The 24,476-nt window shown below is 69.1% G+C and carries 23 protein-coding genes; 19 read left to right on the top strand and 4 right to left on the bottom strand.

Annotated features, from left to right (window positions below; genetic code table 11):
* The first annotated feature begins 210 nt into the window (after positions 1-210).
* Both ABEA07_RS13200 and ABEA07_RS13195 read left to right on the top strand, forming a co-directional pair.
* Positions 211-549, top strand: coding sequence for a hypothetical protein (locus ABEA07_RS13200; RefSeq protein ID WP_345538359.1), 339 nt, complete (start codon positions 211-213; stop codon positions 547-549).
* Positions 465-830, top strand: a complete 366-nt coding sequence (locus ABEA07_RS13195) for a hypothetical protein (protein ID WP_345538358.1) — start codon at positions 465-467, stop codon at positions 828-830. Before ABEA07_RS13200 ends, ABEA07_RS13195 begins: the two co-directional genes overlap by 85 nt.
* On the opposite strand, the gene ABEA07_RS13190 is transcribed toward ABEA07_RS13195, so the two are convergent.
* The gene (locus tag ABEA07_RS13190; protein ID WP_345538357.1) at positions 793-2,259 is read right to left on the bottom strand and encodes a TrkH family potassium uptake protein; all 1,467 of its coding nucleotides are present in this window, start codon (positions 2,257-2,259) and stop codon (positions 793-795) included. The genes ABEA07_RS13195 and ABEA07_RS13190 overlap by 38 nt on opposite strands.
* A gap of 9 nt (positions 2,260-2,268) precedes the next feature.
* The gene (gene trkA, locus ABEA07_RS13185) at positions 2,269-3,735 is read right to left on the bottom strand and encodes a Trk system potassium transporter TrkA (protein ID WP_345538356.1); all 1,467 of its coding nucleotides are present in this window, start codon (positions 3,733-3,735) and stop codon (positions 2,269-2,271) included.
* Positions 3,736-3,853: 118 nt separating this feature from the next.
* Here trkA and ABEA07_RS13180 point away from each other — a divergent pair, with 118 nt between their 5' ends.
* The 7 genes from ABEA07_RS13180 (at position 3,854) to ABEA07_RS13150 (ending at position 11,253) form a co-directional block, all read left to right on the top strand.
* Positions 3,854-4,237 carry an MbcA/ParS/Xre antitoxin family protein gene (locus ABEA07_RS13180; RefSeq protein ID WP_345538355.1) on the top strand — a complete coding sequence of 128 codons (384 nt, stop codon included), beginning with the start codon at positions 3,854-3,856 and terminating at the stop codon, positions 4,235-4,237.
* Positions 4,237-4,932, top strand: coding sequence for an RES family NAD+ phosphorylase (locus ABEA07_RS13175; protein ID WP_345538354.1), 696 nt, complete (start codon positions 4,237-4,239; stop codon positions 4,930-4,932). The genes ABEA07_RS13180 and ABEA07_RS13175 overlap by 1 nt, the downstream gene beginning before the upstream one ends.
* Positions 4,933-5,161: 229 nt before the next feature.
* Complete coding sequence (locus tag ABEA07_RS13170; RefSeq protein WP_345538353.1) at positions 5,162-7,075, top strand: FAD-dependent oxidoreductase; 1,914 nt, start codon at positions 5,162-5,164, stop codon at positions 7,073-7,075.
* Positions 7,072-8,994, top strand: coding sequence for a 2-oxoacid:acceptor oxidoreductase subunit alpha (locus ABEA07_RS13165; protein WP_345538352.1), 1,923 nt, complete (start codon positions 7,072-7,074; stop codon positions 8,992-8,994). The genes ABEA07_RS13170 and ABEA07_RS13165 overlap by 4 nt, the downstream gene beginning before the upstream one ends.
* Positions 8,991-10,046 (top strand): 2-oxoacid:ferredoxin oxidoreductase subunit beta, encoded by a 1,056-nt coding sequence (locus tag ABEA07_RS13160; RefSeq protein WP_345538350.1) that lies wholly within the window; start codon positions 8,991-8,993, stop codon positions 10,044-10,046. Before ABEA07_RS13165 ends, ABEA07_RS13160 begins: the two co-directional genes overlap by 4 nt.
* A 46-nt stretch (positions 10,047-10,092) precedes the next feature.
* Positions 10,093-10,530 carry a CBS domain-containing protein gene (locus tag ABEA07_RS13155; RefSeq protein ID WP_345538349.1) on the top strand — a complete coding sequence of 146 codons (438 nt, stop codon included), beginning with the start codon at positions 10,093-10,095 and terminating at the stop codon, positions 10,528-10,530.
* 123 nt (positions 10,531-10,653) lie between these two features.
* Positions 10,654-11,253 (top strand): ATP-dependent Clp protease proteolytic subunit, encoded by a 600-nt coding sequence (locus ABEA07_RS13150; protein ID WP_345538347.1) that lies wholly within the window; start codon positions 10,654-10,656, stop codon positions 11,251-11,253.
* 99 nt (positions 11,254-11,352) lie between these two features.
* Here the strand turns inward: ABEA07_RS13150 and ABEA07_RS13145 are convergent, their stop codons facing one another.
* On the bottom strand, positions 11,353-12,213 hold the full coding sequence (locus ABEA07_RS13145; protein ID WP_345538346.1) for a plasmid replication/partition related protein: 861 nt from the start codon (positions 12,211-12,213) through the stop codon (positions 11,353-11,355).
* A 161-nt stretch (positions 12,214-12,374) separates the two neighbouring features.
* On the opposite strand from ABEA07_RS13145, the gene ABEA07_RS13140 reads away from it, so the two are divergent.
* From ABEA07_RS13140 to ABEA07_RS13125, 4 genes are all read left to right on the top strand, one after another.
* Positions 12,375-13,469, top strand: coding sequence for a prolyl oligopeptidase family serine peptidase (locus tag ABEA07_RS13140; RefSeq protein WP_345538344.1), 1,095 nt, complete (start codon positions 12,375-12,377; stop codon positions 13,467-13,469).
* Between the two features lie 71 nt (positions 13,470-13,540).
* Positions 13,541-14,368 (top strand): enoyl-CoA hydratase/isomerase family protein, encoded by an 828-nt coding sequence (locus ABEA07_RS13135; protein WP_345538342.1) that lies wholly within the window; start codon positions 13,541-13,543, stop codon positions 14,366-14,368.
* Positions 14,369-14,553: 185 nt separating this feature from the next.
* On the top strand, positions 14,554-15,111 hold the full coding sequence (locus ABEA07_RS13130) for a hypothetical protein (RefSeq protein ID WP_345538341.1): 558 nt from the start codon (positions 14,554-14,556) through the stop codon (positions 15,109-15,111).
* Between the two features lie 6 nt (positions 15,112-15,117).
* Positions 15,118-15,228, top strand: coding sequence for a DUF2243 domain-containing protein (locus ABEA07_RS13125; protein WP_345538340.1), 111 nt, complete (start codon positions 15,118-15,120; stop codon positions 15,226-15,228).
* Positions 15,229-15,239: 11 nt separating this feature from the next.
* On the opposite strand, the gene ABEA07_RS13120 is transcribed toward ABEA07_RS13125, so the two are convergent.
* On the bottom strand, positions 15,240-16,349 hold the full coding sequence (locus tag ABEA07_RS13120) for a DnaJ C-terminal domain-containing protein (RefSeq protein WP_425584130.1): 1,110 nt from the start codon (positions 16,347-16,349) through the stop codon (positions 15,240-15,242).
* A gap of 250 nt (positions 16,350-16,599) precedes the next feature.
* Between ABEA07_RS13120 and ABEA07_RS13115 the strand changes: the two genes are divergently transcribed.
* The 6 genes from ABEA07_RS13115 (at position 16,600) to ABEA07_RS13090 (ending at position 24,471) form a co-directional block, all read left to right on the top strand.
* Positions 16,600-18,540 (top strand): PAS domain-containing hybrid sensor histidine kinase/response regulator, encoded by a 1,941-nt coding sequence (locus tag ABEA07_RS13115; protein WP_345538338.1) that lies wholly within the window; start codon positions 16,600-16,602, stop codon positions 18,538-18,540.
* 159 nt (positions 18,541-18,699) lie between these two features.
* Entirely contained in the window at positions 18,700-19,302 is a 603-nt protein-coding gene (locus ABEA07_RS13110; protein WP_345538337.1) for a DUF1326 domain-containing protein, read from the top strand.
* Between the two features lie 12 nt (positions 19,303-19,314).
* Positions 19,315-20,115, top strand: a complete 801-nt coding sequence (locus tag ABEA07_RS13105) for a DUF2182 domain-containing protein (RefSeq protein WP_345538336.1) — start codon at positions 19,315-19,317, stop codon at positions 20,113-20,115.
* Positions 20,108-20,998 carry a DMT family transporter gene (locus ABEA07_RS13100; protein WP_345538334.1) on the top strand — a complete coding sequence of 297 codons (891 nt, stop codon included), beginning with the start codon at positions 20,108-20,110 and terminating at the stop codon, positions 20,996-20,998. The genes ABEA07_RS13105 and ABEA07_RS13100 overlap by 8 nt, the downstream gene beginning before the upstream one ends.
* A gap of 129 nt (positions 20,999-21,127) precedes the next feature.
* Positions 21,128-23,128: a hypothetical protein gene (locus ABEA07_RS13095; RefSeq protein WP_345538333.1), complete on the top strand. Its 2,001-nt coding sequence runs from the start codon at positions 21,128-21,130 to the stop codon at positions 23,126-23,128.
* Positions 23,129-23,157: 29 nt separating this feature from the next.
* A complete protein-coding gene (locus tag ABEA07_RS13090) occupies positions 23,158-24,471 on the top strand; it encodes a hypothetical protein (RefSeq protein WP_345538332.1) in 1,314 nt (437 codons plus the stop codon).
* Positions 24,472-24,476: the final 5 nt, after the last annotated feature.

Here is a 24,476-nt window from a genome sequence, read left to right as displayed (position 1 = left end):
CGAGCAACGAGGGCGATGGCAAGGCCCGCGAGCCATGACGAGAAGCACTTCATCGGGCGATGCCGGGCTCTGGTCAACTGCCTTTGTTGTAGGCCGCATCTTCGCGCGATCGTCACTTTCGCCGACAACGGCGCCCTCACGCCGAACATTACCGTCAGCCGGCGTCTCGGGCCCACCTGCCAGGCCAAGAAACCAAGAAAGGAGTTCGACATGCCCAGGAAGCTGCTGAGGCAGATCGCTGCATCGCACCTGCCTATCACGTTCTATCGCCCCGACGACATCGAGGAAGTGCGGATGCTGTGCTCGGAGGGCATGGTGATCGCGCTGTTCCCGTCGGCATCGGATTCGCGCCAGCTTCGCGGCAACGCACCGGCGGCGGCCGAGGTGCTGGCCGTGACGCAGAAGGGCCTGGAAGACCTTGCCGACTTCAGCTATCCCTCCGCATCGCAGGAGCCGGCGAAACCATGGCTTGGCGCCAGGATCGCCAGCCTGGTGAACACGCTCGGCGCAGATGCGCGAAACGCACCGGCGCGCGCCGGCCGACGCTGATGGCGGGCGATGGGCACCGCACCATGATCGCTCCGACGGTCGTCCTTCCCTTCCACCAATGGGAGTTTCACCTGTTCATCGGCCAGCGCGACTTCGAAGGCGTGACGCTGGGCACGGCGGAAGTGCATTGCGGCGGCGAAGTGCGCGTCGCCATCAATCTGGCGGGCAAGGGCTCGCGCGCCTGCGTTCAGGATGTCCTGGAGGAGGAATGCATCGCCTGGGTGAAGGAGCAGGCGGCGACCGTCACTTGCGCCAGAACGAGGGCGTCAGCAGCGCGATAAAGCTCAGCATCTCGAGCCGGCCGAGCACCATCGCGAAGGTGCAGACCCACAGCTGGAAAGAGGTCAGTCCGCTGAAATTGCCGGCGGGCCCGACACTGCCGAGCCCCGGACCGGTGCAGTTCACGCTGGCCAGGACCGCGCTGAAGGCGGTCACCGGGTCGAGGTCGCTCAGCACCAGCAGCATGCTCAGCGAAATGGTCGTCACGCCGTAGACCAGCATGAAGGCCAGCACCGAGAAGATGACCCGGTGGTCGACGACGACGCTTCCCAGCGTCACCGGCTGGACCGCGCGGGGGTGCACGAGGCGCGTCATCTCCCGTCGGGCCTGCTTCACGAGGATCAGCATGCGCACCATCTTGATGCCGCAGCCGGTCGAGCCCGCGCTGGTCGCCACGCCCGAAAGCAGCAGCATGAAGAGCGGCGCGAACACGGGCCAGTGCAGATAGTCGACGGTGGCATAGCCGGTGGTGCTGCCGACGGAGACGGCATGGAACAGGCCGTGGCGCAGCGCCTCCATCGGCCCGTAGACGCCCTTGGCCCAGAGCACCGCCGCCACCAGCACGCCGCCGCCGAGCAGCGCGGCCAGCGTGGCGCGCATTTCCGCATCGCGCCAGAAGCCTCGCCAGTGCCCCTTGCGCACCGCGACGAAGTAAAGGGCGAAGTTGCAGCTGGCCGCGAGCATGAAGAGCACGGCCACGGCCTCGAGCAAGGGCGAGGCGAAGTGGGCGAAGCTCGCGTCGTGCGATGACAGGCCGCCCAGGCTCACGGTGGAGAACATGTGCATGAGCGCATCGATGGCGCTCATGCCGCCGGCCCAGTACGCGAGGAAGCAGGCCGCCGAGAAGGTCGCGTAGATGCCCCAGAGGCCCTTGGCGGTCTCTTTGACGCGCGGGGTGAGCTTGCTGTCCTTGATGGGGCCGGCCACCTCGGCCTTGAAGAGCTGGCTGCCGCCCACGCCCAGCAGCGGCAGGATGGCGACCGCCAGCACCAGGATGCCCATGCCGCCCAGCCATTGCAGGAAGGTGCGCCAGACGTTGATCGACACCGGCAGCTCGTCGAGCTTGGCGAGCACCGTCGCACCGGTGGTCGTGAGGCCCGACACGGCCTCGAAATAGGCATGCGTGAAGGGAAGCGGCCGGCCGATCCCGTCGAGCGCCCACATCAGCGGCAGCGTGGCGAACAGCGGCAGCAGCAGCCAGGTGAAGGACACCAGGAAGATGCCGTGACGCGGCTGCAGCTCGTGCCTGTAGTCCCGCAGGCCGGCCCACAGCGCGGCGCCGCACGCGAAGGAGATCGCGGCGGACAGGGCCCAGACGTGGCGCAGGCCATCCGCGTGCATCCACGAAATGACACAAGGCACCAGCATGCCGAGCGAGAAGAAGGCCAGCAGCGCGCCAAGCACGCGCAGGACCGGATAGAAGTCGCGCATGGATCGGCGTCAGAAGAAGGTGGCGCTCACGCGGAACAGCTTCTCCACCTCGCGCAGCTGGCGCTTGCGCGGCACGAAGACGACGACGTGGTCGTTGCTCTCGATCACGGTGTCGCCGCGCGCGATGATCACTTGCGGCGGCGTGGCCGGTGCGTCGCCGGCGGCGTCGCCGTCCTCGCCGGTTTCCGGCAGACCGCGCATGATCAGCCCGACCTGCGCGCCCTTGGGCAGCTGCAGCTCCGAGATCCTGCGTCCGACCACGCGCGAGGTCTTGCGGTCGCCGCGCGCCACGATCTCCAGCGCTTCGGCCACCCCGCGCCGCAGGCTGTGCACCGCCTGCACGTCGCCCTGCCGCACATAGGCGAGCAGCTCGCCCAGCATGGTCTGGGCCGGCGACAGCGCGATGTCGATCTGCGTGCCGTGCATCAGGTCGGCATAGCTGCGCCGGTTGATCAGCGCCAGCACGCGCCGCGCGCCCATGCGCTTGGCCAGCAGGCTGGCCATGATGTTGTCCTCGTCGTCGCTGGTGAGGGAGAGGAACAGGTCGATGTTCTCGATGCCTTCGTCCTCCAGCAGGTCCTCGTCGGTGGCGTCGCCGTTGAGCACCAGCACGCTGTGGGGCAATTCCGAGGCGAGCTGCACGCAGCGCTCGTGGTCGCGCTCCAGCAGCTTGATGTGGTAGTCGCGGCCTGTCTCGATGAGCTGCCGGGCGAGCCGCAGCCCCACGCGGCCGCCGCCGGCGATCATGATGCGCTCGACCTCGCGCCGGCCGGCGCGCTCGTCGAAATGCAGCGCCGACAGCACGGCCTGCAGGTGCTCGCGCGCCGACAGCACGAAGACCTCGTCGCCGGGCTCGATGAGCGTGGGGCCGTCGCAGACGATGAAGCGGTCGGGCTCGTTCTCGAGCCGGCGGTAGATCGCGACGATGCGCATGTCGGCGCCGGGCACGCACTCGCGCAACTCGGCGATGGTGTGGCGCGCCATGGGCGCCCCGGCCACCGCGCGCACCGCCACGAGGCAGGCCAGCCCGCCCGCGAATTCGCGTACCTGCAGCGCCTCGGGGTACTCGACCAGCTTGCCGATGTAGCGCGTGAGCGATTCCTCGGGGCAGATCACGCGGTCGACGGCAAAGCCTTCCTTGCCGAGCAGGGGGCTGTCGTCCTTGAAGGCATTGGAGCGCACGCGGGCGATGCGCGTCTGGATGCCGAATACCTGGTGGGCGACCTTGCAGCAGACCAGGTTGGTCTCGTCCTGCGCGGCGCAGGCGATCAGCATGTCCGCATCGCGCGCGCCGGCTTCGGCGAGCACCTCGGGCTCGATGCCGCTGCCCACCACGCCGCGCAGTTCGATGCGCTCTTCCAGGCTGCGCAGGCGCGCGGCATCGGTGTCGATGACGGTGATGTCGTTGCGCTCCGACACCAACGTGCCGGCGACGCTCTCGCCGATGCGGCCTGCGCCGAGGATGATGATCTTCACGATGGCTGGTGGTGGTGTCTTCCGGAACGCTTTATACGCTGTGCGGCATGGATGCGATTATCTTGCCATTGCAAACAATCCTACTTAAACTTGCTGCAGCAACATGAAGAGGGATTCAATGGCGCGCCCGCACTTCGCCGTCAAACAGCATGTTTCAACCACCGCCGTGCTCACCAAGGCAACCCTGCGCGCAGCCGACTTCCTCGGTTTGAACAACGCAGCGCTGGCGCGCACCGTCGGATTGAGCGAATCGCAGATCTCGCGCATCGCCCGTGGCGAGAAGTCGCTGGAAAGCGGCACCAAGCCGGCCGAACTCGCGACCCTCCTGGTGCGTGTGTACCGCTCGCTGGACGCCTTGGTCGGCAACGACGACGGCCATCGCAAGGCCTGGATGACCAGCTTCAACCGGGCCTTCAATGAAACGCCGAAGGACGCGATCCAGAAAGTGGACGGCCTGGTTCGCGTGGTGAACTACCTGGACGGCGCGCGCGCGTTGGTCTGATGCGCTGGCCCCTGGACTGGCTGGCCCTGGCGCAGCCCAGGCAGCGCGCACTCTGGCGCGGCATCGAGGCGCAGCACCGCGTGGCGACGATGCGGCTGGTGGACAACCTGGAGGAACAGATGCTGCTCGAGCAACTGCTCGAGGACAGCAAGCCGCCGCTGCCGCCCGACGCGGAGGGCCAACACTACCTCCTGTTCACGCCGTTTCGCTACGTATCCGCCTGGCCCTCGCGCTTTCGACGGCCCCATGAACCCGGCGCCTGGTATGGCGCCGACGAGCCTGCCACGGTCGCTGCGGAGATCGCCTGGTGGCGCTGGCGCTTCTTCATGGACTCGGACGGCCTGCGCGATGACCAGGTGTTGACCGAGCTGACCTTCTTCCAGGCCCGGTTCTCCGGACTTGAACTCGACATCACGCAGCCGCCCTGGTCGGCACGGCGGTCCACCTGGCGCGCGCCCGATGACTACGCCCCATGCCATGCGCTGGCCACGAAGGTGCGCGGGCTGGAGCCGCCCGTGCAGGCCATCCGCTACGAGTCGGCGCGCCGCGAGGGCGGGCTGTGCCAGGTGGTGTTCGACCTTCGGGCGCTCGCGATGCCCAAGCCCGCGCTCCAGCAGACCTGGAGCTGCAAGACGACCCGGGAGCGGGTGCTTCTGTCACATGATGGGGAGCGCTTCCAGTTCGACATGGCCTGATGAATGGCGTCGGCACGTCGGCGCCACGCGCGGCCCTAGACAATGCCCGCCGCGACGAAGGCCGGTTCTGCACCGTGGCCCGCGGCGCGGCCTGAGCCCGAAGTCGTCACATGACATGACAGGCCAAGGGGTTTCACTGGTGTCCCCCTGCGGCGAGCGGGGCGCATACTGCGGGCCAAGACCCGGACACCTATCCCCACACGACCCGGGCGGCAGCAAGGAGACAACTTTGCAGCGAACCGATATCGCGAATCCGGCCTACTTCCACAAGGTCGTCGATTGCCAGTACGCCTGCCCGGCGCACACCCCCGTTCCCGAATACATCCGGCTGATCGCGCAGCGCCGCTATGGCGACGCCTACATGGTCAACTGGGTGTCCAACGTCTTCCCCGGCATCCTGGGCCGCACCTGCGACCGCCCCTGCGAGCCGGCCTGCCGGCGGGGCCGTGTCGAGGAAGGCAATGCGCCCGGCGACGGGCCGCCCCTGGCCGGGAGCGCCCCCTTGGGGGGCCGGGGCGAAGCCCCTAGGGGGCCATTGCAGCCGGAGCCGGTGGCGATCTGCCGGCTCAAGCGCGTCGCGGCCGACATGAAGGAAGACGTGCGCGCGCGCATGCCCGCCATCGCGCCGCGCAACGGCAAGCGCATCGCCTGCGTGGGCGCGGGACCGGCCTCGCTGACGGTCGCGCGCGACCTGGCGCCGCTGGGCTACGAGGTGACGGTGTTCGACGAGGGCGGCAAGGCCGGCGGCTTCATGCGCACGCAGATCCCGCACTTCCGCCTGCCCGAATCGGTGATCGACGAGGAAACGGGCTACATCCTGGACATGGGCGTGGACTTCCGCGCGGACCAGCGCATCGGCTCGATGAAGGCGCTGATGGCGCAGGGCTGGGACGCGATCTTCGTCGGCTGCGGCGCGCCGCGCGGGCGCGACCTGGACCTGCCGGGGCGGCAGGAAGCGGCGGCGAACATCCACATCGGGATCGACTGGCTGGCCTCGGTCTCCTTCGGCCACATCACCACCATCGGCCGGCGCGTGATCGTGCTGGGCGGCGGCAACACCGCGATGGACTGCTGCCGCTCGGCGCGCCGCCTGGGCGGCACCGACGTGAAGGTGATCGTGCGCAGCGGCTTCGAGGAGATGAAGGCCTCGCCCTGGGAGAAGGAGGACGCGCAGCACGAGGGCATCCCGATCGTCAACTACCACGTGCCCAAGGCCTTCGTGCACGAGAACGGCAGGCTGGTGGGCATGCGCTTCGAGATCGTGCGCGCGGAGTACGACGCGCAGGGCCGGCGCTCGCTGGTGCCCGCCGGCGAGCCCGAGGCCTTCTTCGAATGCGACGCAGTGCTGGTGGCGGTGGGCCAGGAGAACGCCTTCCCCTGGATCGAGCGTGATTGCGGCATCGCCTTCGACAAGTGGGGCCTGCCGGTGCTGGATGCGCAGAGCTTCCAGTCGACGGTGCCGAATGTGTTCTTCGGCGGCGACGCGGCCCTGGGGCCCAAGAACATCATCACCGCGGTGGCGCACGGCCACGAGGCGGCGGTGTCGATCGACCGGCTGCTGCACGGCGAATCGGTGGCGCTGCGCCCGCCGCCCATGACCAACCTGGTGTCGCAGAAGATGGGCATCCACGAGTGGAGCTACGACAACGACACCTCGAACGACCTGCGCTACAAGGTGCCCTGGGCCAAGGCGGAGCAGGCGCTGGCCAGCATCCGCGTCGAGGTGGAGCTGGGCTTCGACGCCGCCACCGCCTTCAAGGAAGCCCAGCGCTGCCTCAACTGCGACGTGCAGACGGTGTTCAGCGAGCCGGCCTGCATCGAGTGCGACGCCTGCGTGGACATCTGCCCGATGGACTGCATCACCTTCACCGAGAACGGCGAGGAGGCGCAGCTTCGCACCCGGCTGAAGGCGCCGGCACTCAACACCGGGCAGGACCTGTACGTGTCCGGCCGCCTGAAGACCGGCCGCGTGATGGTGAAGGACGAGGACGTCTGCCTGCACTGCGGCCTGTGCGCCGAGCGCTGCCCCACGGGCGCCTGGGACATGCAGAAGTTCCTGCTCAAGACCACGCCGGCGGGCCCCCAGGCGCGCGATGCGCACTTCGCGCAAAAAATCGCGCAGAAAGAGGGGGTGCCTGCATGAGTGCCACTCGGCCGCCCGAAGGCGCGAAGGCCCCCGCGGGGGGCAGCGAAGCACACGCGGTGGCGAGCGTGGGGGCCACGCCCTACATCGAGGCCGTCAACGACTTCGTCATCAAGTTCGCCAACGTCAACGGCTCCGGCTCGGCCTCGGCCAACGAGCTGTTCGCCAAGTCGATCCTGCGCATGGGCGTGCCGGTGAGCCCGCGCAACATCTTCCCCAGCAACATCCAGGGACTGCCGACCTGGTACGAGGTGCGCGTGACCGAGCAGGGCCACATGGGCCGGCGCGGCGGCACCGACATGATGGTGGCGATGAACCCGCAGACCTGGGACGCCGACGTGGCCGAGCTGGCGCCGGGCGGCTACCTGTTCTACGACAACACGCGGCCGCTGCCGCCCTCGAAGTTCCGCGACGACATCCGCGTGATCGGCATGCCGCTGACCGAGATCTGCAACGCGGTCTACCAGGACGCGCGCCAGCGCCAGTTGTTCAAGAACATCGTCTACGTGGGCGCACTGGCGGTGATGCTGGGCATCGAGCCGGAGGTGATCGAGAAGCTGTTCGGCGAGCAGTACCGGGGCAAGGAAAAGCTGCTGGCCTCCAACGTGCAGGCGCTGCACCTGGGCTGCGACTTCGCGCGCGAGCACCTGGGCGAGCCGGTGGGGCTGAGGGTGCGGCGCGCCGACCGCGTGGGCAACCGCATCTTCGTGGACGGCAACAGCGCTGCGGCGCTGGGCTGCGTGTACGGCGGGGCGACGGTGGCGGCCTGGTATCCGATCACGCCCTCCTCGTCGGTGGCGGAGGCCTTCCAGCGCTACTGCGCGAAGTTCCGCGTCGACCCGGCCACGGGCGAGAACCGCTTCGCCATCGTGCAGGCGGAGGACGAGCTCGCCTCCATCGGCATGGTGGTGGGCGCCGGGTGGAACGGCGCGCGCGCCTTCACCGCCACCTCGGGGCCGGGCATCTCGCTGATGGCAGAGTTCATCGGGCTGGCGTACTTCGCCGAGATTCCCGTGACCATCATCGACGTGCAGCGCGGCGGCCCTTCCACCGGCATGCCCACGCGCACGCAGCAGGCCGACATCCTGGCCTGTGCCTACGCCTCGCACGGGGACACCAAGCACGTGCTGCTGTTCCCGGAAGACCCGCACGAATGCTTCGAGCAGGCAGCCGCCGCGCTGGACCTGGCCGACCGGCTGCAGACGCCCGTGTTCGTGATGACCGACCTGGACATCGGCATGAACCAGCGCCTGTGCGCGCCCTTCGAATGGGACGACAGCCGGGCCTACGACCGCGGCAAGGTGATGCGCTTCGAGGAGCTGGAGGCGGGCCGCGACTTCGGCCGCTACAAGGACGTGGACGGCGACGGCATCCCCTGGCGCACGCTCCCCGGCACGCACCCGACCAAGGGCAGCTTTTTCACGCGCGGCACCACGCGCGACGCCTATGCGCGCTACTCGGAGCGCGGGCCCGACTACATCTACAACATGGAGCGCCTGCTCAAGAAGTTCGCGACCGCCGCCACGCTGGTGCCACAGCCGGTGCTGCGGCCGGCCGCGCACAAGACGGACCTGGGGGTGATCTATTTCGGCTCCACCACCCCGGCCATGCACGAGGCGCTGGAGGAACTGGAGGCGCGCGGCATCCACCTCGACGCGATGCGACTGCGGGCCTTTCCCTTCCCGCAGAGCGTGGTGCAGTTCCTGGCCGGGCACCGCACGGTGTTCGTCGTGGAGCAGAACCGCGACGCCCAGATGCGCAGCCTTCTGATCAACGAGCTGGAGGCCGACCCGGCGCGGCTGGTGAAGGTGCTGCATTTCGACGGCACGCCGATCACCGCGCGCTTCGTCACCCAGGCCATCGCCGCGCACGTGGACGCCGCGGCCTCCACCACCGCGGGCACCCGGGAGACCGCATGACCTACATCGCCAAGCCCAGGCTGCACCATCCGACGCTGGCCACCAACAAGGTGGGCTACACCCGGCGCGACTACGAGGGCAAGATCTCGACGCTGTGCGCCGGCTGCGGGCACGACTCGATCTCCGCCGCCATCATCCAGGCCTGCTGGGAGCTGGACATCGAGCCGCACCGCGTGGCCAAGCTCTCCGGCATCGGCTGCAGCTCGAAGACGCCGGACTACTTCCTGGGTGCCTCGCACGGCTTCAACACGGTGCACGGCCGCATGCCGAGCGTGCTGACCGGCGCCAACCTGGCCAACCGCGACCTGCTGTACCTGGGCGTGTCGGGCGACGGGGACTCGGCCTCGATCGGGCTGGGCCAGTTTGCGCACGCCATGCGACGTGGCGTGCGCATGGCCTACATCGTGGAGAACAACGGGGTGTACGGTCTCACCAAGGGCCAGTTCTCGGCCACGGCCGACGAAGGCTCCAAGAGCAAGAAGGGCGTGATCAACACCGACAGCCCGGTCGACCTGGTAGCGATGGCGCTGCAGCTGGGCGCCACCTACGTGGGCCGCGGCTTCTCCGGCAACAAGGCGCAACTGGTGCCGCTGATCAAGGGTGCGATCAGCCACGGCGGGGCCGCGCTGATCGACGTGATCAGCCCCTGCGTCGCCTTCAACAACCATCCCGGCAGCACGAAGAGTTACGACTACGTGCGCGAACACAACGAGGCCGTCAGCCGCATCGACTTCATCAGCGGGCGCGAGGAGATCTCGGTCGACATGGCGCCGGGCGAGGTGATGGACGTGCGCCAGCACGACGGCACGCTGCTGCGGCTGCGCAGCCTGCATGCCGGCTACAACCCCGGCGACCGCAACGCCGCGATGGCCTACATGCAGCGGCACCAGGACATGGGCGAGGTGGTGACCGGGCTGCTCTACGTGGACCCGCTGGCGACCGATCTGCACACGGCGCTGAACACCAGCGCGCGCCCCCTCAACACCCTGGGGCCTGCCGAGCTGTGCCCCGGCGCACAGGCCCTGGAGAAACTCAACAATAGCTTGCGCTGAGCGCTGCACCGTCGCACCATTCGCGGATTCGATCGGAGGGGCAGCCATGGCAGAACGCACGGTTTTCCAGTCCATCTCGCGCAAGCACGTGCTCTGCCTGGGTCCGCAGGCGAGCGTGCGCGAGGCCGCCGGAGTGATGACGCGCGCCAACTGCGGCAGCGTCCTGATCATGGAGCCGCCGGACATCCTTCTGGGCATCCTGACCGAGCGCGACCTGATGACGCGGGTACTGGCCCGCGGCCTCGATCCCGAGCGCACGCCGGTCAGCGACGTGATGACGGCCAACCCGATCTGCGTGGCCCCCGAGACGCTGGTGTCCGACGCGGTCGTGCTGATGCTGGAGCGGGGCTTCCGTCACCTGCCGCTGGTCAAGGGCCCGAAGATCCTGGGTGTGTTCTCGGTGCGTGACGCGTTGCCGCGCGAGTTGGGCACGGCGCTCAGCCAGACGGAGTTCAACGAGCAGGTGAACGACGTACTCGGCTGACTCCGCCGGCACCCCAATCGCATCCACGCTGCAACGCCGGCGGCGCAGCGTTAAGCTGTCCGGCGCGCGAGCCGCATGGGCGGCCTCGCCGTTCGCAACGCGTAGCGAAGGAGCACCATGGAAATGGAAACCCCTGAAGAAGATGCACCGGGCGGTCCGCTGGGCGAATCCCGCGCCAGCTCCTACCTGGAAGAGAAGGCTTTCAAGTCGCGCACGCTGTTCATCTTCGGCACGATCACCGATGCTGCCGCGCGCGACATCACGCGCCGTCTGATCGCACTCGATGCCGACAGCGACGCGCCCATCGACGTGCTGGTCAGTTCGCCGGGCGGCCACCTGGAGTCCGGCGACGCGATCCACGACGTGGTGCGCTTCATCTCGGCGCCGGTGCGCATGATCGGTACCGGCTGGGTGGGCAGCGCGGCCACCCACCTGTACCTGGCCGCGCCGCGCGAGCGCCGCTTCTGCCTGCCCAACACCCGCTTCCTGATCCACCAGCCCAGCGGCGGCGCGGGCGGGCCGGCCAGCGACATCGCGATCCATGCACAGGAGATCATCAAGGCCCGTGAGCGCATCGCCCGCACCATCTCGCGCGAGACCGGCAAGTCCTTCGAGGCGGTGATGGCGGATATCGAGCGCGATCGCTGGCTCTCCGCGGAAGAAGCGGTGGCCTATGGCCTGGTCTCGCGCATCATCGAGCGCAAGACCGAGCTGCAGGGTTGAGCGCCCTCGGCCGGCGCGGCTGGAGTGACGGTCCGATGCGGCCTGCCACGCATTGCAGTGGGCGGTGGGGGAAGGGATTGGCGTTCGAAGCAGGCGAAGTCAAAAAGGCGCGGAGGCGTCGGCCTCCTGCGCGGCGCCACCCGCCTGCAGCGCGGCGACCTGCCGGCGCAGCGCCTCGTTCTCGGCCGTGAGCTCGGCCACGCGGCGGCGCAGGGTTTGCAACGCGTCCTCGGGCGGCGTGGCCTCCCCGTCCGGCGCCGCCGTCGACCCTTCCTCGCGCGGCTTGCGCCTGGATTCGCGCACCCGCTTGGCGACCTGTTTCAGTTCGTCCTTGCCGGCGGCCACGGCCGCCACCTGCTCCTCGGCCGGCAAGCTGGCGACGGCGGCCGCGGCGTTGATCGAGATGGTGCCGGAGCGCACCGCCTGCACCAGTTCCGGCGCGGCCTGCTTCTGGATCTTCTCGATCATGACGACCTGGCCGCTGCTCAGGCGCGCGGCGCGGGCCACGGCCTCGCGGCTGTCCAGCGGCGCGGCGTCGGCGCCGATGGCGGCGGGTGAGGCACCGGACGCCGCCTCGGGTGCCTCGCGCGTCGGGGGTGCCGCCTCGGGCGCCGGGGCAGCGGCCGCGCGGGTGCGCCGCCCGGCCACGATCTCCTTCTTGCGCAGCGCCAGCACGCCGCGCTGGAAGTCGGACAGGCTGCGCCGGCCCAGGTGCTGGTCGATCATCCAGAGGTGCACATCTTCGATGGAACGGAAGCGCGTGTTCTGCACCGTCTGGAAGGGCACGCCGTGCTTGCGGCAGATGCCGTAGCGGTTGTGCCCGTCGACCAGCACGTCGCCCCAGAGGATCAGCGCATCGCGGCAGCCCTCGTCGAGGATGCTGCGCTCCAGGGCTTCGTATTCCTCCGGCGACAACGGATCGATGTAGGCCTTGAGTTCTTCGTTGACGACGATGTCCATGGGTGCGCGGGAGAGAAGGGAGCCAAAGGGCCCGCATTGTAGGAAGCCCTCGCCACGGCTTTGGCGGGCAGCCGATGAAGGCAAAGGCTGACGGGCATGTCGGCGGTCCCGTCCGATGATCTTGCGTGGCAAGAGCTTCAACCAAGAAAGAATTCCAAGAGATGGCTCCCTCCGCGATCGATCCGCCACTGCGGCCCGGCCTCCTGCTGGTGCCCGGTTGGAACGACGACCAGCGCGCGCGTGACCGGACACTCGAGCAAGGCTTGCACGCCGCCGGATGGGCCTGCCATCGGGTCGACCTGCCGAACGCCACCTTGAGCGCCACCGAGCGCGCGAGCGTGACGCGCGAAGACAACCTGCGCGACTTGCTGGCCGCCTACGACGCGCTGGCGGCCGAGCCGCAGGTGGCGCGCGACGCGATCGGCATGGTCGGCGTGAGCTACGGCGGTTACCTGGCCGCCTTGGCCAGCCGCCTGCGTCCGCTGCGCTGGCTGGCGCTGCGGGCCCCGGCCCTCTATCGCGACGAGGCCTGGTCGCAGCCCAAGGAAGCGCTGGACAAGGACGATCTCTCCGTCTACCGGCTCCTGAGGCTGCCTCCGCAGAAGAACCGTGCGCTCGGCGCCTGCGCCGACTTCCGCGGCGACGCCTTGTTGATCGGCTCCGCCCACGACGACACGATCCCGCGACCCGTCATCGAGAACTACGCCGCGGCCCTGGCCACGGCACGCTCCTTCGAATTGCGGATGATCGAAGGCGCCGACCACGCGCTCTCGCACCCCGACTGGTACGAGGCCTTCCGCCGCAGCCTATTCGACTGGCTCGGGCAGCGGCAGGCCGAGTGGAAGGTGGAGCGCGCGGCGGCCGCCTCGCCGGCGCACGCGCCGCCGCCCAGGCTGCGCATCCTGGTCGTGGAGGACGACGCCGACACGCTGGCCGCCACCCTGCACCTGCTGCAGGCCCTCGGCCACTGGGCCACCGGCGTCAAGAGCGCGGAAGGCGCGAAGAGCCGATTCCTCGAGGGCGTGTTCGACGTGCTGATGGTCGACATCGGACTGCCGGCCCTGTCCGGCCGCGAGCTCGCGCAGACGCTGCGGGAGCGGGCGAGCTTTCCGGTGATCTTCGCCACCGGCCAGGCCGCGCCCCCGCAAGCGCCTCCCGACACTTTCTGGCTGCACAAGCCCTATTCGGTCGAACAGCTGGAGGCGGCGCTGCGTGGGGCCGCCGCGCTCCTGCCGCCTCGACGCGACCCATCCTGAAGCGAGGCTTTCGGCCATCTGGCGCGGAAGAAGGAAGATCCGAGCTTCCGCAACCCGAGAAGGAACGAACCATGGCCAACGAAGCCCCCTACGCCCACTACCAGGCACTGAGCCTGAGGCGCCATCCGGACGGCATCCTCGAAGTGGTGATGGGCGCGGCGCAGAGCGCCAACAAGAAGCTGTCCACCGCCGACCACCAGCTGCATCGCGAGCTGGCCTCCATCTGGACCGACATCGACCGCGACCCCGAGACGCGCGTGGCCATCATCCGCGGCGAGGGCAAGGGCTTTTCCGCCGGCGGCGACCTGGGCCTGGTGGAGGACATGGCCAACGACTTCCAGGTCCGCGCACGCGTCTGGCGCGAGGCGCGCGATCTGGTCTACAACGTGATCAACTGCAGCAAGCCCGTGGTCTCGGCCATGCACGGGCCGGCCGTGGGCGCGGGCCTGGTGGCCGGGCTCCTGGCCGACGTGTCGATCGCCAGCACCAACGCCCGCATCATCGACGGCCACACCCGACTGGGCGTGGCGGCGGGCGACCATGCGGCGATCGTGTGGCCGCTCCTGTGCGGCATGGCCAAGGCCAAGTACTACCTGATGCTGTGCGAGGCGGTGTCTGGCGAGGAGGCCGAGCGCATCGGCCTGGTGTCGCTGGCGGTGCCGGAGGACCAGCTGGTGCCCCGGGCCTTCGAGGTCGCGAAAAAGCTGGCCAGCGGCTCGCAGACCGCCATCCGCTGGACCAAGTACGCGCTCAACAACTGGCTGCGCCTGGCGGGCCCGAGCTTCGACAGTTCGCTGGCGCTGGAATTCATGGGCTTCTCGGGGCCGGACGTGCATGAGGGCATCGCCTCGCTGCGCGAGAAGCGCGACCCGAGGTTCGATCCGTCCTGCCCCTTCTGAAGATCACGCACGAAGGCCACGGCGCGGCGGCGGCCTTCGGGCCTGCCGGGCGTGGCGTGATTCCGGGATCATGAACAAGGCGAGGCCGTTCCGGCGCAATTCTCGCGAATGTTCTCGGACACGATCGGGAGGCCTGGTCGCGCGGTTACACATGCAGCCCCTCGTCTGCATTGGACCTCTGGACCATGGCTTTCCGCGCCTCGCTTCGCCTCGTCTTCCTCCTGATCCTGACGCTCGCCTGGCGCTGCGCAGCGGCAGCCGACGTCGCCGGCTATCGGCCCTTCGAGGTCAAGTCCGGCAACCGGCAGTACATCGCGCGCGTGTTCGTGGCCGACAAGCAGGGCGCGGAACGCGCGTGGCAGTGGCGCTACCGGCTCCAGGTCGTGTCCGCCCGGGACGAGGCCATCCAATGGGAGTCCGACTACGTCCATGACGGCCACCCGGGCGGCGACCTCTCCGACGACGGGCGCTACTTCGCGAACACGAGCGCCTGGTACCACGACAGCGGGCAGCTGGTGCGCATCTACCACGCGCAGGGCCAGCATCAATTCACCGCCGCCGATCTGCACATCGATGCGGCAGGCCTGCAGGGCACCGAATCCCATCGAATCTGGCTGGACGACGTTCACTTCGTGAACGGTGCGTCGGGCGCCGATCGTTTCGTGGTCGAGACGCTGCAAGGAACACGTTGCATCCGGCTGCGGCCCGAGATGGTGGTGGAAGACACCTGCGAAGAGGAGTGAGCGCGAGTGCGCGGGCCCGGCCAGCGGCATCGCGTGTCGCCGGACGGCTTCTTCGGCGGCATCCTTTTGCACCAGGTGCTGCAATGGCACCACCTGCTCTCGAACGTGCGGCCCTGAGACCCCCTGGACTACTCGTCGCGCTGCCCGCGCTCCCACGCGCGCAGGCCGCGCTGCCATGCGCGCAGCCGCTCGTCCACGGCGCGCCCGTCCGCCCCGGAGGCCGTTGCGCAGAGCTGGTCGAGCAGGATCTGCTGATCGGTGCTCAGCTGCTTCGGAAACACCGGCACCAGCGTGACCCACAGGTCACCGCGCGCCCCACCATGCGCCACCGGAAAGCCCAGGCCCTTGAGGCAGTAGGACACCTGGCTGCGGCGGGTCCGCAGGGACTGCAGGCCGGTGACGGTCGGCACCTGGACCGGGCGTTCGGCGATCCAGGCGAAGCCATCGACCGGGACCTCGCATCGCAGGGTGCCGTCGTCGTCGAGCTGGAAAAAGTCGTGCGCCAGCAGCTCGACGCGAATCTCGAGGTCGGCGGACAGGCGCTCGGGTCGCAGTCGCCGCCCGTCGACGTGCAGCAAATCGCCGTGGCGCACGCCGGCCGGAATGCGGACCTTGACCTGGTAGCCGCGCGCGGGCGTCTTGCCGCTGCCCCGGCACGCCGCGCATGGCTGCCGGGCGATCCCGCCGCCCAGGCAGGCCTCGCACTCGGCCACGCCGGTGGGCCAGCCGAAGAAGGAGGGCTTGCGCACCGCGCCCGAGCCGCCGCAGCGGGTGCAATTGCCGCCCAGCACCTGGTGGCCGGCGCCCGCGCAGCTGCGGCAGGTCTCGGTGAGCTTCCCGCGCAGCACCTTGATGCAGCCGGCCGCGGCCTCCTCGAGCGTGAGCTTCACCTTGCGGTGGATGGGCCGGCGGTGGCCGCGCGCGCCGCCCTCACCGTCGTCGAATGCGGTCGGGCCGGCTTCCTGTTCGCCGGCGCTTGCTTCGGCGTCATTCGGCGAGGGGGATGGGGCGGCGTTGGCATCGCCTGCCGTGGTTTCGGGAGGGACGCGGAAACCGGCGCGGCGGATCTCTTCGAAGGCCTGATTGATGCGCTGCATCCGCGTCACCGCGTCGGCGCTGCCGTTGCGGTCCGGATGCCATTGCGAGGCCAGCCGGCGCCATGCCGCCTTCACTTCGCGCTCGCTCGCGCCGGATGCCAAGCCCAGTTCGGCGAATGCGTCGTCGGTACCCAAGCCCACTCCCTCTTTGCGTCAGGGCCGTCCGGGACGAAGGTCCGTGGAGGCGGCCGAGCCGTCCGCGGGAATGCTATCCGAAACACAAGGTGCAGCCTCCGGCCTGCGGGAAAACTGCGGCCCCGTCCGACGGCCAGACGGCACGCACTCCACTAGACTCCCGCCGAGCCCGGCTCGGCTGTTTCGAGAGACCGGTCCACGAAGGGTCCTTTTCCGCCGATGCTGGCGGCAATTCCGGCCCGCGAAAAAGGTGCACATGGCAGACGCCGGCAGTCTTCTCATCCAGACCCCAGGGTCGGCACCGTCCGTGCCGGCGCCGGCCACGGACGATGCCGACTACCGCCTGATGGTGGAGGCGGCCAGCGACTATGCGATCTTCCTGCTGGACACCGAGGGCCGCGTGCGCAGCTGGAACGTCGGGGCGCAACGCATCAAGGGCTACGAGGCGCACGAGATCATCGGCCGCCATTTCTCGGTGTTCTATCCGCCCGAGCAGCTGACGCGCGGCTGGCCCGAGCACGAGCTGAAGATGGCGCGCCTGAGCGGCCGCTTCGAGGACGAGGGCTGGCGCCTGCGCAAGGACGGCACCCGCTTCTGGGCCAACGTGGTCATCACCCGCCTGATCACGCCCGCGGGCGAGTTCCGCGGCTTCTCCAAGATCACCCGTGACCTGAGCGAGCGCCGCCGCCAGGAGGAGCAGCTGCGCATGAGCGAAGAGCGCTTCCGCCTGCTGGTCGAAAGCGTCAAGGACTATGCGATCTTCATGCTGGACCCGGCGGGCCGCGTGATCAGCTGGAACGCGGGCGCCCGCCGCTTCAAGGGCTACGAGGCGAACGAGATCATCGGCCGCCATTTCTCGGTGTTCTACCCGCCCGAGGTGCAGGCCACCGGCTGGCCCGACGAAGAGCTGCGCATCGCCCGCCGCGACGGCAGCTTCGAGGAGGAGGGCTGGCGCCTGCGCAAGGACGGCAGCCGCTTCTGGGCCGACGTGGTCATCACGGCCGTGCACGACGCCAGCGGCGCGCTGCGCGGCTTCGCCAAGGTGACGCGCGACCTGACCGAGCGGCGCCGCGTCAGCTCGCTGGAAGATGAAGGCCGGCGCATCAGCACCTTTCTGGCCATGCTGGGCCACGAGCTGCGCAATCCGCTCGCGCCGATCTCCAACGCGCTGGCGCTGATGAACCGCCTGAAGCTGGACAACCCGCAGTTGCAATTGGCGAGCGACACCATCTCGCGCCAGCTGCGGCAGATGGTGCGCCTGGTGGACGACCTGCTGGACGTGGGCCGCATCACCAGCGGCAAGATCCGGCTGGAGGCCCGGCCGGTGGACCTGAAAGCGGTGATCGCCGAGGCCCTGGAGGCGATGTCACCGCTGGCGGCGGACAAGTCGCAGCGGCTGGAGGTGGAGGTGGAGCCCGACGCGATGTGGACCCTGGGCGACCGCGCCCGGCTGATCCAGGTGCTCAGCAATCTGCTGGGCAATGCGATCAAGTTCACCCCGGCCGGCGGCCACCTGCACCTGCGCGCCGGCCGCCGCGGCGACCAGGCGGAACTGAGCGTGCGCGACGACGGACCCGGCATCGCGCCGCAGGACCTGCAGCGCATCTTCAACCTCTTCGAGCAGGGCGAGCAGGACATCGCGCGTTCGCAGGGCGGCCTGGGCCTGGGGCTGAGCCTGGTGCAGCAACTGGTCACGCTGCACGGCGGCGAGGTGGCCGCCTTCAGCAAGGGCCTGCCGGGCGAGGGCAGCGAGTTCGTGGTGCGGCTGCCCCTGGGCCCGGCTCCGGTGACGCCGGAAAAGCCCGCGCCGGCCTGCGCGCAGCACGACGGCCGGCCCTTCGTGCTGGTGGTGGACGACAACCAGGACGCGGCCCAGACCATGTCCGCGCTGATGGACGCGCTGGGCTGCCGCTCGGCGGTGCGGCACGACGGCATCACGGCCCTGGCGGCGATCAAGCAACTCGCGCCCGACCTGGTGCTGCTCGACATCGGCCTGCCCGGCCTGAGCGGACTGGAGGTGGCGGAGCGTGCCCGTGCCGAGATCGCGCATCCGCCGCCGCTCATCGCGGTCAGCGGCTACGGGCAGGAGCGCGACCGGCAGCTGAGCTTCGAGGCGGGCTTCTTCGCCCACCTGACCAAGCCGGTGGACGTCGAGCAGCTCGAAAGCCTGCTGACGCGGCTGCTCGGCGCACGCTGAGCCGCAGCCCTCCCGCGCCGATCCCTTCGGCCGTTCGGCACATGGACGCGGCCTGCCCGGCGGCGTAGCATCGTTTTCCCTTGCCGCCCGGCCGCGGCGGCAAGCCGGTGAGTCCGCGTCAGTGAGGCTTCGACATTCAACGTTCGAACGGAGGTCGGAATGAGCTATCACCTGGAAGGCCGCCTGCTGGAGGTCTGCAACTGCAACGTCCTTTGCCCCTGCTGGATCGGCGAGGACCCGGACAACGGCACCTGCGACACCATCGTCGCCTGGCGCATCGACAAGGGCACGGTCGACGGCCTGGACGTCGGCGGCAACACCATCGCCGCCGTGGCCCACGTGCCGGGCAACATCCTGCAGGGCAACTGGAGCGCCGCGATCTACGTGGACGACAACGCCTCCAAGGAACAGGAGGAGGCGCTGCTCAAGGTCTACACGGGGCAGGCCGGCGGGCCGATCGCGGACCTGGCCAAGCTGATCGGCAACGTGGTCTCGGTGGAGCGCGCGAAGATCGGCTTTCACGTGAACGAGGGCAGCGGCAAGCTCACGATCGGCAGCGACTACTACGCCGAGCTGGAGCCCTACCGCGGCGCCACCGGCGGGCAGACCGTGCTGTCCGACACCGTGTTCTCCACCGTGCCCGGCGCGCCGGTCTTCGTCGGCAAGGCGCCGAGCTACCGCTCGAAGAATGCCAAGCTGGGCATCGACCTCGACATCCAGAATCACAACGCGCTGCAGAGCACCTTCGTGTTCGACGCCTGAGCGCGGGTTGTCATGGCTGCGATCGCGGGCGCGGCGCGCCATCGCCGCGTGTTCCTGCCGCTGCTGGCCGCGCTGGTCGTGCTGGCCTGGGCGTCGCTGTGGGCCTGGGCGCGCAGCCCCTGGGGCCGCTATCTCGAGCACGAGGACTGGACGGCCTCGGGTCCGGCCGCCTTCCTGTGCCGCACCCTGCCCGGCGGCGAGTGGTGGCTGCCGGGGCTGCTCTATGCGCTGGCCTGGGTGCTGATGACGGCGGCCATGATGCTGCCCACCACCCTGCCCCTGTTCAACGTGTTCGACCGCATGACGGCGCAGCGCGCGGACCATGGGCGACTGGTGATCTTGCTGGGCCTGGGCTACATGGCGGCGTGGGGCGCCTTCGGCCTGATCGCCCACGGGCTGCATGGCGGCCTGCTCGCGCTGCTGGCGAAATCGCCCACGCTCGCCTGGCACGGCTGGCTGATCGGCGCGGCCACGCTCGCGCTGGCCGGCGCCTTCCAGTTCAGCCGGCTCAAGCACCAGTGCCTGGACAAGTGCCGCACGCCGCTGGGCTTCGTCATCGAGCACTGGCGCGGGCCGGCGCCGGCGCGCCAGGCCTTCCTGCTGGGCGCGCACCACGGCCTGTATTGCGTGGGCTGCTGCTGGGCCTTGATGCTGCTGATGTTCGCCTTCGGCACCGGCAGCCTGGGCTGGATGCTGCTGCTGGCGGCCGTGATGGCCATCGAGAAGAACATGCCCTGGGGCCGGCGCCTGAGCGCGCCGCTGGGCGCCGTGCTGCTGGGCGGGGCGCTCGTCGTGGTCGCCATCCATGGCTGAAGCGCGCGGCGGCCGGACCGGCCTGTCCACCATCGCGCTCACGACGGCGGCCATGCTGGCTTTCGCTGCCAACTCGCTGCTGTGCCGGCTGGCGCTGCAGCAGGGCGGCATCGACCCGGCCAGCTTCGGAAGCATCCGGCTGGTGTCCGGGGCGCTCGCCCTGGCGCTGATCGTGCGGCTGCGCGCCAGGCCAGCGCCGGCGGCGCGCGCCGACTGGCTCGCGGCGGCGATGCTGTTCGCGTACGTCGCCTTCTTTTCCTTCGCCTACCTCAGCCTCTCGGCCGGGACCGGGGCGCTGATCCTCTTCGGCGCCGTGCAGCTCACCATGTTCGGCGCGGGCCTGAGGGCGGGGGAGATGTTCGGGCCGCTCGCGTGGTCGGGCTTCGTGCTGGCGGTCGGCGGGCTGGTGTACCTGGTGTCGCCGGGCCTGGCCGCGCCACCGCCGCTGGGGGCGACGCTGATGGCGGTTGCAGGAGTGGCCTGGGGCGTGTATTCGCTGCGCGGTCGTGGCGTGGCCGATCCGCTGGCGGCGACCGCGCGAAACTTCGTTCGGGCGGCGCCGATGGCGCTGGTGCTGAGCCTGGCGCTCCTCTCGCAGGCCCATGCGGACCCCGCGGGCATCGCGCTGGCGATCGCCTCGGGGGCGATCACCTCCGGACTGGGCTACGTGATCTGGTACGCCGCACTGCCGCATCTCAGCGCCCTTCGCGCGGCCACCGTGCAACTGTCGGTACCGCCGATCGCGGCTTTCGGCGGGGTGCTGTTCCTGGCGGAGGCGCTCACGCCGCGGCTGGCGCTGGCTTCGTTGGCGATCCTCGGGGGGATCGGGTTGGTGCTGGCGGGCAAGGCACGGACCGTGCGGGCCCGCGGATCTTCGCCGTGAGCATGCGGCGCCTTGCGCCACGTCGCTTCAATCACAGCGGCAGGGCAGACTTCAAGGTGTTTACCCTGAGGCCGGCGGCGCCCATTGATCCGGAGACTTCAGACTCCTTGCAACCGGCGCGATCGACCCATGTGGAATGCCATCGTCAGCTTCTTTGAACGGCACCTCGCCGGCTTCCTCGAACGGCATCTCGGCAGCCTGTTGGTCGTCGGCACGGCCGTGAGCGCCGGTGCTGTCGCCTGGCTCGCCGGTTTGTTTTCACTGAAAAGTCTCCGGCGGCCGCCCTCGATCGAGATTCGCCATGCGCCCCCCGACATCGAGCTGAGCGACGAGCAGTTGGAAATACTGCGGCGCGAGTTCAAGGTGCAACGCCCTGGCAGCGCCGGAAGCACGGAGGACAACGGGGGCTTCGAGGCCATGCCCCTCCCCCCCGCCTCCGCCGCGCTGCCCGAGGCGCCAGCCGCACCGGCGCCGGAAGAGCCGCAACGCGGATTCAACTTCCGGTTCGAGGGCAGCGGCCACGACGGGACTCATCTCATCCGGGGGTCCGCGGCGCGCCTGGTCTTCTCCGACCGGCTGACACCGACGGTCTACGCAATCATCGAGGGCGAGAAGCTCGACGACGCGGTGAAGGGCGAACGCGCCTTCCTCACGCTCGTGCTCACGGCGCCCAAGGGCATCGTCGTCCAGGCAAGCCATGTGGCGGTGGCCCGCTTCGAAGCGGGCGTGCTCGTGGATGAAGTCGCATTCGATTTCGAGACTTCCGACGACTGCCCGGATCAGGCCGAGTTGCTGGTCGAGTTCTTCGCAGGGAGCACGCGGCTGTACGGCGTCCCGCTCCAGATGGCGGTGACGGACGAGGCACACCGCCTGGCGCCGGGCGAAGCCGCGGCCCGCCAGGTCCCGGTGCTCAAGCTGGACGCCTCCAAGGCGATCTCCGTGGCTGCCGACGGGCCGGCTTTGAACGCCATGCTGCTGACCGTCTCGGTGGAGCAGGACAGGCTGGCGCTGTCCCTGATCCAGTACGGCAGGAGCGGACTGGTCGGCAAGGCGCTCAGCGCCAGCGTCGAGCTGTCCGAGTCCAAGGTGGATGCGCTGCTGAAGGCCGTCCGGGCGGAGATCGGCAGCGACTTCTTCGCGGCGGACGCCTGGACCCGGGTGGACCCCGGCAGGCCCGACTGGCGGGATGACGCCGATCTGCTGCGTTGTGCCGAGAAGCTCGCCAGCGCGGGCTGGCTTCTGCACCAGGCGCTGTGCAACAACTCGCAGAACGCCAAGGCCAAGGAGATCCTCGATGCCGTGAGTTCGCAGCCCAGGCGCAGCCGGCTCACGGTGGCCACCACGGGCTTCCCGCTGCCGGTCGAGCTGCTCTACAGCGAGCCTTTCTCGAAGAACTGGATGGAGGAAGAGCGGCCCAGGGACAAGATCGATCCGGCCTCTTTCTGGGGCGTGCGCTTCGCGATCGAGACGATCCGGGCTGGCTCGGGCGATTACGACCTGCTTCGCCTCTCGCACTGGAAGTCGCCGGCCGAGGTGGCCATCAACCTCAATCCGACGATCAAGATCGAGGACGAGGACGAGGACGAGGGTGAGGTCGGCCCGGCGCAGATCCACAAGACCTTCGCCCAGGCCCTGCGGGACAAAGGGGTCCGTTGCGACGTGCAGGACAGCTGCAATTCCATCCGCAAGTCGCTGCAGTCGGGGCAATCCACTGCGAGCGTGATCTACACCTATTGCCACGGCGCGGCCGCCGCCGCCGAAGCGGGGCTGCAGGAAACGCTGGTGCTGACCCAGGGCTGCGAGTTGCGCCCCTCGGACCTGCAGCGCTCGGCCAAGTACGCCCATGCGCCCGTCCTCATCATGAATGCCTGCAACGCCGGCTCGACCTCGCCGCTGCTCTTCCACGGGTTCCTCGATGCCTACCGGGAGAAGGAAGCCATCGGATTGATCACGACGACCTTCTTCGTGCCGATCATGTTCGGCGCGGCATTCGGCGGCAAGCTGATCGAGGCCTGTCTGAACAGGGGCACGCCCTTGTCCGAGCAGTTGCGGCTCCTTCGCGAGACATCCGCGCAGACGGGCAACTTCGCGCCGCTGTTCTACAGCGTCCAGTGCCAGCTGGATGCCTGACCACCAACGACCGATTGCAGGAGCACAGGATGAAGCAGCGCACCATCGTCATCAGCGATCTGCACGTGGGCGGCGGGCCCGGCGACCCGGGCGACGACCACGTCTACCAGAAGAGGGAACTGGTCCGCTTCATCGCCAGCCTGGGCGAGAGCGAGCCCGGTCGGAAGGGCGGGATCGAGCTGTTCATCAACGGCGACTTCCTGGAGTTCGCGCAGACGGCGCAGGAGGTCCACCGATCGACGGGCTCGAAGGCCTGGTGCAGCGAACCGGAGTCGCTGAAGAAGCTCGAGGTCATCCTGGCCGGGCATCCGGAGATCTTCAGCGCGCTCGGCGCGTTCCAGGCCCTGGGCAACCAGGTCACGGTGGCCGCGGGCAACCATGACGTCGACCTGTACTGGCCCTCGGTGCAGAAGGCGCTGGTGGATGCCGTGCATCCCGGCCTGGCCTTCGCAATCGGCCAGGACTGGGTCGAGCGCTACGGCGGCAAGCTGCAGATCGCGCACGGCCACCTGCCGGACCCGGTCAACACCTTCAAGTCGTGGGACAAGCCCCTCGCCCGCCACGACAACACGCGCCTCGAAATGTGCCCGGGAACGCTGTTCATGGTGAAGTTCGTCAACCTGCTCGAACGGGAGTACCCCTTCGCGGACAACATCTATCCCGTGCAGCGGCTGGCCGCGCTGCTGAAGGAAGGGGACAAGAAGGGCCTGGCGGTCGTGTCGTGGGCCTTCCTGCGCTTCTCCGCGCGACACGCCAAGACGCTGGGAGCGGCCACACCAATGGGCACCAAGGTGCTTTCACGCCTGGGCACGAACACCGCCTTCGCCGAGGAACTGAGCCGCCGCACCGGCACGAGCGTGGAGACCTTGCGAGGCTTCAGCGAAGACAAGGCCGCGGAGTTCGTGCTGGTCCACTGGCCCGAGATCGCCGACATGCCGGATTGGAAGAAGCTCACCAGCGCCAACACGCTGGCCGGCGACGGCCAGGCCGCCAACAGCCTGGGCACGCTGATCATGAACGCCTCCTTCGGCAAGGAATCGCTGCGCGACGAGGCCCTCAAGCGGGCCACCGCCATCGAGGCGACCGAGGTCGTGGTGATGGGCCACACGCACCTGCCCGACAAGGCGCTCGTCACCTCGAAGGTGCGCTACTTCAATCCCGGCAGCTGGACGCGCTACGCCGATGTCTCCCCCGGCAAGCCGCTCACGCTGGACGACCTGCGGGACGAGTCCGCCTTTCCCTATTCGCTGAACTATGTGGAGATCGACGAAGCCTCGCCCGGCGCACCGCTCCAGGCGCAGATGAAGACCTTCGAGAGCCAGGAAGATCTGCTGAGGGAGTAGTCCCA

It is taken from the genome of Variovorax defluvii (genome assembly GCF_039541515.1).
Classification (GTDB): Bacteria; Pseudomonadota; Gammaproteobacteria; order Burkholderiales; family Burkholderiaceae_C; genus Variovorax; species Variovorax defluvii.
The sequence above is the reverse complement of the archived record's forward strand: the minus strand, read 5'-3'. Positions and strand labels throughout refer to the sequence as shown.

Bases quoted from the DNA above. Each gene is read 5' to 3' on its own strand.
- ABEA07_RS13150 (WP_345538347.1), top strand. From the start codon at position 10,654: ATGGAAACCCCTGAAGAAGATGCACCGGGCGGTCCGCTGGGCGAATCC.
- ABEA07_RS13165 (WP_345538352.1), top strand. From the start codon at position 7,072: ATGAGTGCCACTCGGCCGCCCGAAGGCGCGAAGGCCCCCGCGGGGGGC.
- ABEA07_RS13135 (WP_345538342.1), top strand. From the start codon at position 13,541: ATGGCCAACGAAGCCCCCTACGCCCACTACCAGGCACTGAGCCTGAGG.
- ABEA07_RS13095 (WP_345538333.1), top strand. From the start codon at position 21,128: ATGTGGAATGCCATCGTCAGCTTCTTTGAACGGCACCTCGCCGGCTTC.
- ABEA07_RS13100 (WP_345538334.1), top strand. From the start codon at position 20,108: ATGGCTGAAGCGCGCGGCGGCCGGACCGGCCTGTCCACCATCGCGCTC.
- ABEA07_RS13115 (WP_345538338.1), top strand. From the start codon at position 16,600: ATGGCAGACGCCGGCAGTCTTCTCATCCAGACCCCAGGGTCGGCACCG.
- ABEA07_RS13195 (WP_345538358.1), top strand. From the start codon at position 465: ATGGCTTGGCGCCAGGATCGCCAGCCTGGTGAACACGCTCGGCGCAGA.
- ABEA07_RS13110 (WP_345538337.1), top strand. From the start codon at position 18,700: ATGAGCTATCACCTGGAAGGCCGCCTGCTGGAGGTCTGCAACTGCAAC.
- ABEA07_RS13090 (WP_345538332.1), top strand. From the start codon at position 23,158: ATGAAGCAGCGCACCATCGTCATCAGCGATCTGCACGTGGGCGGCGGG.
- ABEA07_RS13145 (WP_345538346.1), bottom strand. From the start codon at position 12,213: ATGGACATCGTCGTCAACGAAGAACTCAAGGCCTACATCGATCCGTTG.
- ABEA07_RS13175 (WP_345538354.1), top strand. From the start codon at position 4,237: ATGCGCTGGCCCCTGGACTGGCTGGCCCTGGCGCAGCCCAGGCAGCGC.
- ABEA07_RS13180 (WP_345538355.1), top strand. From the start codon at position 3,854: ATGGCGCGCCCGCACTTCGCCGTCAAACAGCATGTTTCAACCACCGCC.
- ABEA07_RS13160 (WP_345538350.1), top strand. From the start codon at position 8,991: ATGACCTACATCGCCAAGCCCAGGCTGCACCATCCGACGCTGGCCACC.
- ABEA07_RS13105 (WP_345538336.1), top strand. From the start codon at position 19,315: ATGGCTGCGATCGCGGGCGCGGCGCGCCATCGCCGCGTGTTCCTGCCG.
- ABEA07_RS13190 (WP_345538357.1), bottom strand. From the start codon at position 2,259: ATGCGCGACTTCTATCCGGTCCTGCGCGTGCTTGGCGCGCTGCTGGCC.
- ABEA07_RS13140 (WP_345538344.1), top strand. From the start codon at position 12,375: ATGGCTCCCTCCGCGATCGATCCGCCACTGCGGCCCGGCCTCCTGCTG.
- ABEA07_RS13200 (WP_345538359.1), top strand. From the start codon at position 211: ATGCCCAGGAAGCTGCTGAGGCAGATCGCTGCATCGCACCTGCCTATC.
- ABEA07_RS13130 (WP_345538341.1), top strand. From the start codon at position 14,554: ATGGCTTTCCGCGCCTCGCTTCGCCTCGTCTTCCTCCTGATCCTGACG.
- ABEA07_RS13155 (WP_345538349.1), top strand. From the start codon at position 10,093: ATGGCAGAACGCACGGTTTTCCAGTCCATCTCGCGCAAGCACGTGCTC.